Origin of the sequence: Streptomyces coacervatus, from assembly GCF_029223485.1 — a bacterium.
In the GTDB taxonomy this organism is placed as follows: Bacteria; Actinomycetota; Actinomycetes; order Streptomycetales; family Streptomycetaceae; genus Streptomyces; species Streptomyces coacervatus.
On record NZ_JARHTP010000036.1, the window covers coordinates 1 to 10,656 of the forward strand.

Sequence of the window (10,656 nt, forward strand, 5' to 3'; positions counted from 1 at the left end):
GGTCCAGGGGGCTCCGCCCCCTGGCGGGGCCGAAGGGGCGGAGCCCCTGGGGACGGGAACGGGTAAGGGCGGCGGGGGCGAGACCCCCCCCGCTACCCCCAGCCCTCAGCGCCGCCCCCTCCGCCGCAACCGATGCCGCACAGCCCGCTGAGCCACCGGCCCGAGCTCCTCCAACGCCGCCACAACAACCCCCAGTTGCTCCAGCGCATCCAACGCCGCCGACGCCCCCACCGCATCCACCCCCTCGTACAACTCGACCCCCACAAAGGCGACCGCCACGGCCCGCGCCAACCCGGAGGGATCCGCAAACTCCCCCAGCGGCGTATCCGCCAGCACTCTCGCCAGCACCTTCTCGATCTCCACGATCCACAGATCGAGCCCCGCCGCGGTCGCCGGCCCCAGCGTCGCGTGCGTCTGCGCCCCCGCCAACAGCTGCCCGAGCAGCGCGACATGCCCCCCGGCACGCTCGGCCTCGTGTATCTCCCGCCCCACGGCGAGCAGTTCGGACAGCGAGGTCACCGCGGAGAACCGTGGCCGATAGCGCGCCACCGACTGCTCCGCGCCGTACCGGCAGGCCGCCGCGAGCAGTTCGTCCACCGAGCCGAAGTGGTAGAAGACCAGCGCCTGGTTCACCCCGGCGGCCGTCGCGATCGTACGGGCCGACACCTTCGCGATCCCGTGTTCGGTGAGCGTCCTGAGCGCCCCGTCGAGGAGTTTGGCCTTGGTCTCCTGGGACTTGGCCGTCTCGGGACTCACGCGCGCCGCTCCTCGCGCACGGGCCGCAGACCGGGCCGCACCCCACAGGCACGGACGTCCGTGTACGTCACCGAGAAGGACCCGTCGTAGCCGAAGAGTGGCCCGAAGTACTTGTTCACCACCCGGACCCGGATACGGAATCGCCCGGCCGCCTCGTCGAACGACTCCCGCACCTCGGCGCTCGCCCCGATCAGCTCCGGCACCCGCACATCCACCGCCCCCTCCCGGAACCGGTGTTCGCCGGAGCGGATGAGCAGCGACCCATCTGGCTCGGCACGGAAGTACAGGTCGCTGGCGAGGTGCTGGTGGGTCCCGAGGTAGTCCAGGATGCGGTCCCCTGCGGGGCTCAGCACCATCTGGGCGTCGAAGCACCGGGAGCGTCCGGGCAGGTCGAAGGTGCGCACGAAGGTCACCGTCTCACGCCCGAAGCTGTCGGTGTACGGAACGTTCTCGATGGTGAAGGGCACGTGGCGCCCCTGTCTGGGCACCAGGATGTTGCGAGTGGTGCCGAGTGCGAGAAAGGGCTTCACTAAGGATCCGCCGTGCCAGATACGGTCCATCACGCCCCGGCCCGTGCACGCCTCCCCGCTCGCCAGTCCGACCGAGAACCGGCGTTGCAGCTGAGGGTGGAGGCGCTCGAAGTCCGCGCCCATGACCGTACGGAAGATCGAGTTCGTGGACTTCGCCGTCATCGGTGGTTCTCCAGGGTGCGCAGAAGTCGGGGTGCACGCGCGCGCGTGGGCGGCGTGCGCAGGCAGCGGCGGGCGGCCGGGGTGGCGGACAGCGGCGGCGCGAGGAGGGCCAGCGACAGGGCGACCACCGCGAGCAGCGGTGTGGCGAAGCAGAAGAGCGGGGCGAACGGGCCGGTCAGCCGCAGCAGCCTGCCGTAGCCGAAGCCCGTGCCGGCGAGGACGATCACCAGGGCCCGGCCCAGCAGCTCGGCCAGCCAGTTCGCCAGCGCCCGTTCCGGCGTGATCCCGCGCTCCAGCCACAGCCGGAGCCGGTCGAAGGACCAGGCCGTCGCCCAGCCCATGAGCGGGCGGAACACCAGCCGGTCGGCGAGTGTGCCGAAGCCGCCCCAGCGGGGCCGGTAGTCGTAGCCGGTGAGGAAGCGGACTCCGTCCCCGTCGGGGAGGTAACGCCAGTACCCGCTGCCCTCGGCCAGCAGCGAGAGCGGATGCGTCGAGGAGAACCGGAGCGCGGAGGTACGGGTCCCGTCCGGGCGTTCCCGTTCGCCCGCCGAGACTCCGGTGCCGGCGACCGTGAGGAAGGGCAGCACCCGTGTGGCGTACCGGAAGCGCTGCGGCTCGCCCTCCGCGCTCGGGAGGTACTCGATCTCGGTGAAACGGAGGTCCCAGCGCTGGTGCTGGGCGGGTTCCTGCGTAAGTGACCACAGTTCGTCGAGGTCGGCACGGATCCGCGCCTCTATGTAGAGCCCCGAGTGCCCCATGTGAATCCCCCAGGTCAGTCCGTCATTTGAGCGACTGCTCAAACCACTTGACCGTGAACGTACACCTCTTTGAGCGATCGCTCAAACAGAGGGGACAAGAAAGCCCCGGCCCATGCGGGCCGGGGTCTTCCATGCGCAGGGTGTCACTCGGCGAGATACCGCTCCACCGTCTCCACCTTGGCGGTGAGACCGTCGGTCACTCCGGGCCGGATGTCCGCCTTGAGGACCAGGGACACCCTCGGCGCCCGCTCCTCGACCGCGGCGACGGCGCGCCTGACCACGTCCATGACCTCGTCCCACTCGCCCTCGATGCTGGTGAACATCGCATCGGTGCGGTTGGGCAGGCCCGACTCGCGGACGACACGGACGGCGTCGGCGACGTACTCCCCCACCTCGTCGCCGACCCCCAGCGGGGTCACGGAGAAGGCGACGATCATGCGTTCACGACCCCTTCCTGGCGCGCGCGGGAGGCGATGACGGCGTCCTCGGCGGCGCGCTTGAGCTTGCGCTCGGCGAAGAAGCCGCCGGTCGGCAGGACGGAGAGGACGAAGTAGAACGCCGCGGTGCCCAGGCTCCACTTGGTGCGGTTCCAGGCGTCGGCCCAGAAGATCACGTACAGGATGAACAGGACGCCGTGGACCATGCCCATCACCGGCACCGCATTGAAGTCCGTCGTCCGCTTCAGCACGGAGCAGATCAGCAGGAGCAGGAAGGACACGGCCTCGGGGGCCGAGACGAGTCGGAGCCGGCGGAGGGCGGTGGCGGTCTTGAGGTCCACGGGTCACCTTCGGTGGGAGACAGGTCGCTCTTTGTGAACGGAAGCACAAGCGTCCGCCCATTCTGACAAACCGTCCCCCTAGGGGTGCGGTCAGGGTGCATCTCCCCCCACGGGCCCTGTGCGGCGCGCCCGCCCGGCGGCTACCTTCGCAGCGTGGCGATGTTCCGACTTCAAGGCAGCAAGGTGCTGGCCGTCGACATGACCGGGGACGCCGTGAAGGCGAAGAACGGCTCGATGGTCGCGTACGACGGGCAGATGGCGTTCAAGAAGCTCAGCGGCGGCGGTGAGGGCCTGCGGGGCATGGTGACCCGGCGGCTCACCGGTGAACAGATGACCGTGATGGAGGTGAAGGGGCACGGGACGTGCTGGTTCGCGGACCGCGCCTCCGAGATCAACCTCGTGGGTCTCCAGGGGGACAAGCTGTTTGTGGAGTCGAGCAATCTGCTCGCGACCGACGCAGGACTGCGGACCGGAACGACCTTCACGGGCCTGCGCGGGGCCTCGCAGGGCAACGGGCTGTTCACGACGACAGTCGAGGGCCACGGCCAGGCGGCGATCATGTCGGACGGCCCGGCGGTGGTGCTGCGGGTGAGCGCGCAGTACCCGCTGACGGTCGATCCCGGGGCGTACATCGCTCACCAGGGGAATCTGCGGCAGTCCTTCCAGTCCGGTGTGACGTTCCGCACGTTCTTCGGCGAGGGCGGCGGCGAGGCCTTCCAGATCCGGTTCGAGGGGGACGGGCTGGTGTACATACAGCCGAGCGAGCGGAACACGATCGCGGGGGACGTGTGACATGCCCTTCCGCGAGATCAACTCCAAGATGGTCGAGGCGACCGTGCTGCCCGGCCAGCGGCTGTTCAGCCAGCGCGGCGCGATGCTCGCCTACAAGGGCGAGGTGTCCTTCACCCCCAACATCCAGGGCGGCCAGGGCGGGGTCATGTCGATGCTCGGCCGCCGTATCGCCAATGAGGCCACACCCTTGATGAGCGTGGAGGGCAGCGGCACGGTCCTGTTCGGGCACGGCGGCCACCACGTCCAGGTCATCAACCTCACCGGCGACACCCTCTACGTGGAGGCGGACCGCCTGCTCGCCTTCGAGGGCACGCTCCAGCAGGGCACGATGTTCATGGGCTCGCAGGGCGGCGTGATGGGCATGGTGCGCGGCCAGGTCACCGGCCAGGGCCTGTTCACGACCACCCTCAAGGGACACGGCTCGGTGGCCGTGATGGCCCACGGCGGCGTCTTCGAGATCCCGATCACCCCGCAGCACCCGGTCCACGTCGACCCGCAGGCGTACGTCGCCCACCACGGAGACGTACGCAACAAGCTGTCCACGGCGCTGGGCTGGCGGGACATGGTGGGCCGCGGCTCCGGCGAGGCCTTCCAACTGGAGCTCAGCGGCAACGGCGCGGTGTACGTCCAGGCCTCGGAGGAGAAGCTGTGAGCGGGTACGGGGTCCCGGGCGGACCGACGGTCTTCGACCCGATGACACTGCCGGTCGACGACAACGTCAACAAGTACACCTTCTGCGTGGAACTCAAAGGGAGCCAGTGGTTCCTGCAGAAGGGGAAGATGATCGCCTACTACGGCTCGATGGAGTTCAACGGCATCGGACACGGCCGGCTCGACCGACTTGTCCGTACGTCCTTTCATTCGCCACTGCACGCGAGCGACTGGGTCGTGGCGGAGGGCTCGGGCAAGATGCTCCTCGCCGACCGGGCCTTCGATGTGAATTCGTACGACCTCGAAGACGGCAACCTGACCATTCGCTCGGGCAATCTGCTCGCTTTTCAGCCAAGTCTCGCGCTGAAGCAATCGATCGTGCCGGGTTTTCTGACCCTGATCGGAACCGGAAAGTTCGTGGCTGCATCTAACGGTCCGGTGGTGTTCATGGAGCCGCCGATCCGGGTGGACCCGCAGGCGCTTGTCGGCTGGGCCGACTGCCCGTCGCCGTGCCATCACTACGACCACGGCTATCTGACCGGCGTAATGGGCGGTCTACGTGCAATGACGGGCCTCGGCGGGGCCTCCGGGGAGGAGCACCAGTTCGAGTTCGTAGGAGCCGGCACGGTCCTGCTCCAGTCCTCGGAGACCCTCATGGCCGAGCAGGCCACGGGGGCGGTTCCACCGGAGCCCGGCGTGCCCGGTGGCGGCGGGGCACACACAGGCCCTTCACAGCAAGCCGGCGCACCGCGCCTTCCCGGACAGCTGGGGGACCTCCAGCGTCGCTTCGGGCTGTGAGCGGTAGTCTGCGGAGTGTGACGTCGAACATGTGCGCACCAACGTCACACCACCCTCACTAGTTCGCCTTTCAACATTTTAGGTAGACTTCATTCATGGAGACCGAGACGGCCACACACTGGCTGACCGATGCGGAGCAGTGCGCCTGGCGCACCCACCTGGAGGTCAACAGGCTGTTGACGTACCAGCTCGAGAGGGACCTGCAGCCGTTCGGCCTGACTATGAACGACTACGAGATCCTGGTGAACCTCTCCGAGTCGGAGGACGTTCGGATGCGGATGAGCGACCTCGCGTCCGCCACCCTCCAGTCCAAGAGCCGCCTCTCCCACCAGATCACCCGGATGGAGAACGCGAACCTGGTCCGCCGTGAGAACTGCGAGTCCGACCGCCGCGGGCTCTACGCGGTCCTCACGGAGCACGGCATGGAGACGATGAAGAAGGTCGCACCGCATCATGTGGCGTCCGTGCGCAGGCACTTCATCGACCTGCTGTCCCCCGAGGCCATGGCGGAAGTCGACAAGGCCCTGAAGCCCATCGCGGAACACCTGCGCGGGCAGCGGGGACGCCCCTGACGCATTGCCGGCGCAAACGGCAGGCGGAGCTCGAACAGGGCCCCGCCCGCCGGTGCGTCCCGCACGGTGAGCGTTCCGCCGTGCCGTACGGCGACGTCGCGGGCGATGGCAAGCCCGAGCCCCGCCCCGCCGTCCTCACAGCTGCGGGCGTCGTCGAGCCGTACGAGCCGCTCGAAGACCCGCTCACGGTCGCCCTCGGGCACTCCGCCCCGCTGGGCGTTGTCGGGCGGATTGGCCGGCAATCGCCCCAACTGCCCCCGCGATCCCGCCACTTCCATGACCTCCGATTCCGCCACACCGACTCCTTCCCGGCGACCGGGACGACGACGGCGCGGGCGCCTGGGAGGTGGACGTCGTCAAGGGCGACGGCACCGAGTACACGGTCCAGGTCCCCCGCCCACCGGCAACCTCACCGGGCGAGTGGAAGGTCGACGCGCACAGGGGCAAGGTCACGCAGGACCACAGCGACGCCGACCATGACGAGCCAGGGCAGCCACGACGACTGACGTGCCGCTATGCGGCGGGTACGGCCTCCTCGCCTTCCCGTTCGCGCACGGTGCGAGGGGCGGCGCTCGGCTCACGGGTGCCCCTCGCGGTGGCCAGGGCCGTCAGCAGGGCCGCCGCCCCGGCCGCCGCGAAGCACAGCGCCGTCGGCATCCCGCTCACCAGCAGCCCTGCTCCGGCCGCGCCCGCCGTACTGCCCGCGTTCACACCCGTGTTGACCCAGGCACCGGCCCGGACCCGCGCCTGAGGGGCCGCCGCGTCGTCGGCGATCAGATAGGCGGTGGTCAGGGCCGGCGAGACGAAGAACCCCGCGGCCCCCAGCGCGACGGCGAGCGTGCCGAATCCGGGGGCGAGCCCGGCACCGAGCAGCGCCACTCCCAGGCCCGCCGCCGTCAGGGGCAGTCGCACTCCGGCCGGGATGCGCCAGTCGACGGCCCCGTTGACCAGACCGCCGACGGCACTGCCGGCCGACAGCGCGGCCAGCGTCCAGGCCACGGCGTCATCGCCGTAGTGCCGCTGCTCGGCAAAGGCCACCACCACCAGATCGACCACACCCAGCGTGAGCCCGACGCCTGCGGCAGCGACGACGGGCCGAAGAATGCCGCGCAGCACGCTCCGCCCGGCCTCCCGTGACGGACGGACCTCCTGCCCCGTATCGGCTTCGACGGGACGCACCGCCCCCACAGCAGGCGACGTGACGAACCAGGCCGTTCCCACCACGATCAGCACCGTCCCGAAGACGATGGCGGCCGTCGGCGGAGCGAACCCGACGAGAACGCCGACCAGCAGCGGTCCCGAGACGAAGAGCAGTTCCTCGGCGACTCCGTCGAGGCTGTAGGCGCGCTGCAGCAGTGCACGGTCCGGGGCGAGCCTGCCCCACACGGCGCGCATGGTCGGGCCCAGCGGAGGGGTGCAGGCCCCCGCCGCGGCGGTCACGGCGCCCAGGACGAGCGGTGAGACGGCGCCCGGGCGCCGGACGAGCACCGTGAGCAACCCCAGCAGCGCCGCGTAGGCCGTGACCATCGGGACGAGCGCACGGCGCGGACCGTACCGGTCGATCAGTGCCGCCCGGGCGGGCGACAGGAAGACGCTGGTGGCGCCGAACAGCGCCATGACGGTGCCCGCCACCGCGTACGACCCCGAGGCACGGATCACGGCGAGCATCGCGGACAGCGGGACGATTCCGTACGACAGCCTGCCCAGCAGGGCGGCTGCGAAGGTGCGACGGGCATGCGGGATACGGAGCACGGCGGCATACGACGGCCGCCGTGCAACTGATGTGGAAGACACGGCAGTTCCTCAACTCGAGGCATGGAAAGGGGACGCCTGATCGCCGCGCGTCGGCTGCGGTCGATCACCGCTGCCGTGCGCGGGCCTGGGCGTGCCCTATGCCAAGAGGAGGTACATGCCAATCAACGTATCAGCGCGGCCCGGGAGTTGACCACGCAATAACGCGCCTCGATCCGACCAGGCGCCTCAGCCCTGCGTCAGCCCCGCCACCAGCTCGTCCGCCGCGCGGTACGGGTCCAGCTCCCCGCCCACGATCCGTTCCGCCAGTGCGCTCAGGCGGCGGTCGCCGTGCAGGTCGCCGATGCGTTCGCGCAGGGCTGTGACGGCGATCGTCTCGACCTCGCGGGAGGCGCGGGCCAGCCGGCGTTCCGCCAGGACGCCCCGCTCCTCCATCCAGGCCCGGTGCTTCTCCAGGGCCTCCACCACCTCGTCGATGCCCTCGGCGCGCGCGGCGACCGTCTTGACGATCGGCGGTCGCCAGTCGCCGGGGCCGCGGGACTCGCCCAGGCCCAGCATGTGGTTCAGCTCGCGGGCCGTGGCGTCCGCGCCGTCCCGGTCGGCCTTGTTGACGACGTAGACATCACCGATCTCCAGGATTCCGGCCTTCGCCGCCTGGATACCGTCGCCCATCCCCGGAGCCAGCAGGACCACGCTCGTGTCCGCCTGGGAGGCGATCTCGACCTCCGACTGGCCGACGCCGACCGTCTCGACCAGGATCACGTCGCAGCCCGCCGCGTCCAGGACACGGATCGCCTGCGGGGCGGACCAGGCCAGTCCTCCGAGATGCCCCCGCGTGGCCATCGAGCGGATGTAGACGCCCGGATCGGACGCGTGCTCCGACATCCGCACGCGGTCACCGAGGAGCGCACCGCCGGAGAACGGTGACGACGGGTCGACGGCCAGGACGCCGACCCGCTTGCCCTGCTTGCGGTACGCCGTGACGAGCGCGGACGTGGAAGTCGACTTGCCGACGCCCGGCGAGCCCGTGAGGCCGACCACATACGCGTTGCCCGTCAGCGGCGCGAGCGTCTCCATGACCTCCCTGAGCTGCGGGGACGCCCCCTCCACCAGGGAGATCAGCCGGGCCACGGCCCGCGGCCGGCCTTCCCTCGCCTGGGCGACGAGTGTGGAGACGTCCTGCATCACAGCTCCGTTCAGAGAGGTACGTACGACGAAGAGGGCTCAGGCCTTGGGTACCCGCACGATCAGCGCGTCACCCTGACCGCCGCCACCGCACAGCGCGGCCGCACCCACGCCGCCGCCCCGGCGCTTCAGCTCCAGCGCCAGGTGCAGGACAACACGGGCGCCGGACATGCCGATGGGGTGGCCCAGGGCGATGGCACCGCCGTTGACATTCACCTTTTCGGTGGAAATTCCAAGGTCCTTCATTGACTGCACGGCCACAGCGGCGAAGGCCTCGTTGATCTCGACGAGGTCCAGGTCCTCGACCTCCAGGCCCTCCTTCTTCAGGGCGTGCAGGATCGCGTTGGACGGCTGGGACTGCAGGGAGTTGTCCGGGCCCGCCACATTGCCGTGGGCGCCGATCTCGGCGATCCAGTCCAGGCCCAGCTCCTGCGCCTTGGCCTTGCTCATCACGACCACGGCCGCCGCACCGTCCGAGATCTGCGAGGAGGTGCCGGCGGTGATCGTGCCGTCCTTGGCGAACGCCGGGCGCAGCTTGCCCAGGGACTCCGCGGTCGTGTCGCCGCGGATGCCCTCGTCCTTACTGAAGAGGACCGGGTCGCCCTTGCGCTGCGGGATCTCGACCGGGGTGATCTCGGCCTCGAAGATGCCGTTCTTCTGGGCGGCGGCCGCGCGCTGGTGGGACAGGGCGGCGATCTCGTCCTGCTCGGGGCGCTGGATGCCGAGGCGCGTGTTGTGCTTCTCCGTGGACTCGCCCATGGCGATGTTCTCGAAGGCGTCGGTCAGGCCGTCGTACGCCATGGCGTCGAGCATCTCGATCGCGCCGTACTTGAAGCCCTCGCGGGACTTCGGCAGCAGGTGGGGGGCGTTGGTCATGGACTCCTGGCCGCCCGCGACGATCACGTCGAACTCGCCGGCGCGGATCAGCTGGTCGGCGAGGGCGATGGCGTCGAGGCCGGACAGACACACCTTGTTGACGGTGAGCGCCGGGACGTTCATCGGGATACCGGCCTTGACGGCGGCCTGGCGGGCCGGGATCTGCCCCGCCCCGGCCTGCAGCACCTGGCCCATGATCACGTACTGCACCTGGTCGCCACCGATCCCCGCACGGTCGAGGGCGGCCTTGATCGCGAAGCCGCCGAGGTCGGCTCCGGAGAAGGACTTGAGGGAGCCCAGCAACCGTCCCATGGGCGTACGCGCCCCCGCGACGATCACCGAGGTCGTGCTGTTCGATCCAGACATGAGCTGCGATCCCCTTCCGGCTGCACTGCCGAGGAGTGAACGAGGGTTTACTTCGAATGTACTGAGTGGCACTCCGTGCCGTCACCCGGCGGTCGGTGTGATCGCTGGCACGTTGCGTAACCATCGGAAGAGCGCTGCACTGACAAACATGCTGACGCGAATCGACCACATCGGGATCGCCTGTTTCGACCTCGACAAGACTGTCGAGTTCTACCGGGCGACATACGGCTTCGAGGTGTTCCACTCCGAGGTCAACGAGGAGCAGGGCGTCCGCGAGGCCATGCTCAAAATCAACGACACGTCCGACGGCGGCGCCTCCTACCTGCAGCTTCTTGAGCCGACGCGACCGGACTCGACGGTCGCGAAGTGGCTCGACAAGAACGGCGAGGGTGTCCACCACATCGCTTTCGGTACGGCGGATGTGGACGGCGAGGCGGCCGACATCAAGGAAAAGGGCGTACGCGTTCTGTACGAAGAGCCCCGACGCGGCTCCATGGGGTCACGAATCACGTTCCTGCACCCCAAGGACTGCCACGGCGTACTGACAGAACTGGTCACTTCGGCGCCTGTTGAGTCACCTGAGCACTGACCCCCGTACATATGGGCCGGTAGGGTTGGGGGCGGTCGCCGCTGTTTGGGGGGTGACCGCACGCCGGGGTCCGGGTTTCGGGGGGCGAGCG

Annotated in this window: 13 protein-coding genes and 1 pseudogene; 5 read left to right on the forward strand and 9 right to left on the reverse strand. The window is 69.5% G+C overall.

What is annotated here, in order from left to right:
* Positions 1 to 105: 105 nt before the first annotated feature.
* From P2Q00_RS48545 to P2Q00_RS48565, 5 genes are all read right to left on the reverse strand, one after another.
* Entirely contained in the window at positions 106 to 756 is a 651-nt protein-coding gene (locus P2Q00_RS48545) for a TetR/AcrR family transcriptional regulator (protein ID WP_275781401.1), read from the reverse strand.
* Positions 753 to 1,448, reverse strand: a complete 696-nt coding sequence (locus tag P2Q00_RS48550; protein WP_275781402.1) for a DUF4166 domain-containing protein — start codon at positions 1,446 to 1,448, stop codon at positions 753 to 755. The genes P2Q00_RS48545 and P2Q00_RS48550 overlap by 4 nt, the downstream gene beginning before the upstream one ends.
* Positions 1,445 to 2,206, reverse strand: coding sequence for a hypothetical protein (locus P2Q00_RS48555; protein WP_275781403.1), 762 nt, complete (start codon positions 2,204 to 2,206; stop codon positions 1,445 to 1,447). The genes P2Q00_RS48550 and P2Q00_RS48555 overlap by 4 nt, the downstream gene beginning before the upstream one ends.
* A 143-nt stretch (positions 2,207 to 2,349) precedes the next feature.
* Complete coding sequence (locus tag P2Q00_RS48560; protein WP_275781404.1) at positions 2,350 to 2,643, reverse strand: MTH1187 family thiamine-binding protein; 294 nt, start codon at positions 2,641 to 2,643, stop codon at positions 2,350 to 2,352.
* On the reverse strand, positions 2,640 to 2,984 hold the full coding sequence (locus P2Q00_RS48565; protein ID WP_275781405.1) for a DUF3817 domain-containing protein: 345 nt from the start codon (positions 2,982 to 2,984) through the stop codon (positions 2,640 to 2,642). Before P2Q00_RS48565 ends, P2Q00_RS48560 begins: the two co-directional genes overlap by 4 nt.
* 159 nt (positions 2,985 to 3,143) lie before the next feature.
* Between P2Q00_RS48565 and P2Q00_RS48570 the strand changes: the two genes are divergently transcribed.
* From P2Q00_RS48570 to P2Q00_RS48585, 4 genes are all read left to right on the forward strand, one after another.
* Positions 3,144 to 3,776 carry an AIM24 family protein gene (locus tag P2Q00_RS48570; RefSeq protein ID WP_275781469.1) on the forward strand — a complete coding sequence of 211 codons (633 nt, stop codon included), beginning with the start codon at positions 3,144 to 3,146 and terminating at the stop codon, positions 3,774 to 3,776.
* 1 nt (position 3,777) lies between these two features.
* Positions 3,778 to 4,428 (forward strand): AIM24 family protein, encoded by a 651-nt coding sequence (locus P2Q00_RS48575; RefSeq protein WP_275781406.1) that lies wholly within the window; start codon positions 3,778 to 3,780, stop codon positions 4,426 to 4,428.
* Positions 4,425 to 5,225: an AIM24 family protein gene (locus P2Q00_RS48580; protein WP_275781407.1), complete on the forward strand. Its 801-nt coding sequence runs from the start codon at positions 4,425 to 4,427 to the stop codon at positions 5,223 to 5,225. Before P2Q00_RS48575 ends, P2Q00_RS48580 begins: the two co-directional genes overlap by 4 nt.
* A gap of 95 nt (positions 5,226 to 5,320) precedes the next feature.
* Positions 5,321 to 5,797: a MarR family winged helix-turn-helix transcriptional regulator gene (locus tag P2Q00_RS48585; protein ID WP_275781409.1), complete on the forward strand. Its 477-nt coding sequence runs from the start codon at positions 5,321 to 5,323 to the stop codon at positions 5,795 to 5,797.
* A gap of 17 nt (positions 5,798 to 5,814) precedes the next feature.
* Here P2Q00_RS48585 and P2Q00_RS48590 read toward each other — a convergent pair.
* From P2Q00_RS48590 to P2Q00_RS48605, 4 genes and pseudogenes are all read right to left on the reverse strand, one after another.
* A pseudogene (locus P2Q00_RS48590) lies at positions 5,815 to 6,108 on the reverse strand (ATP-binding protein); the annotation flags it as partial.
* A gap of 202 nt (positions 6,109 to 6,310) precedes the next feature.
* A complete protein-coding gene (locus tag P2Q00_RS48595; protein ID WP_275781410.1) occupies positions 6,311 to 7,591 on the reverse strand; it encodes an MFS transporter in 1,281 nt (426 codons plus the stop codon).
* Between the two features lie 186 nt (positions 7,592 to 7,777).
* Complete coding sequence (gene meaB / locus P2Q00_RS48600; protein WP_275781411.1) at positions 7,778 to 8,734, reverse strand: methylmalonyl Co-A mutase-associated GTPase MeaB; 957 nt, start codon at positions 8,732 to 8,734, stop codon at positions 7,778 to 7,780.
* Between the two features lie 39 nt (positions 8,735 to 8,773).
* Complete coding sequence (locus P2Q00_RS48605; protein WP_275781412.1) at positions 8,774 to 9,976, reverse strand: acetyl-CoA C-acetyltransferase; 1,203 nt, start codon at positions 9,974 to 9,976, stop codon at positions 8,774 to 8,776.
* Between the two features lie 148 nt (positions 9,977 to 10,124).
* Between P2Q00_RS48605 and mce the strand changes: the two genes are divergently transcribed.
* The gene (mce, locus tag P2Q00_RS48610; RefSeq protein ID WP_275781413.1) at positions 10,125 to 10,565 is read left to right on the forward strand and encodes a methylmalonyl-CoA epimerase; all 441 of its coding nucleotides are present in this window, start codon (positions 10,125 to 10,127) and stop codon (positions 10,563 to 10,565) included.
* The last annotated feature ends 91 nt before the right edge of the window (positions 10,566 to 10,656 follow it).

Excerpts from the sequence above, each read along its gene's own strand:
- P2Q00_RS48605 (WP_275781412.1), bottom strand. The coding sequence starts at position 9,976 with ATGTCTGGATCGAACAGCACGACCTCGGTGATCGTCGCGGGGGCGCGT.
- P2Q00_RS48560 (WP_275781404.1), bottom strand. The coding sequence starts at position 2,643 with ATGATCGTCGCCTTCTCCGTGACCCCGCTGGGGGTCGGCGACGAGGTG.
- P2Q00_RS48550 (WP_275781402.1), bottom strand. The coding sequence starts at position 1,448 with ATGACGGCGAAGTCCACGAACTCGATCTTCCGTACGGTCATGGGCGCG.
- meaB (WP_275781411.1), bottom strand. The coding sequence starts at position 8,734 with ATGCAGGACGTCTCCACACTCGTCGCCCAGGCGAGGGAAGGCCGGCCG.
- mce (WP_275781413.1), top strand. The coding sequence starts at position 10,125 with ATGCTGACGCGAATCGACCACATCGGGATCGCCTGTTTCGACCTCGAC.
- P2Q00_RS48585 (WP_275781409.1), top strand. The coding sequence starts at position 5,321 with ATGGAGACCGAGACGGCCACACACTGGCTGACCGATGCGGAGCAGTGC.
- P2Q00_RS48570 (WP_275781469.1), top strand. The coding sequence starts at position 3,144 with ATGTTCCGACTTCAAGGCAGCAAGGTGCTGGCCGTCGACATGACCGGG.
- P2Q00_RS48575 (WP_275781406.1), top strand. The coding sequence starts at position 3,778 with ATGCCCTTCCGCGAGATCAACTCCAAGATGGTCGAGGCGACCGTGCTG.
- P2Q00_RS48555 (WP_275781403.1), bottom strand. The coding sequence starts at position 2,206 with ATGGGGCACTCGGGGCTCTACATAGAGGCGCGGATCCGTGCCGACCTC.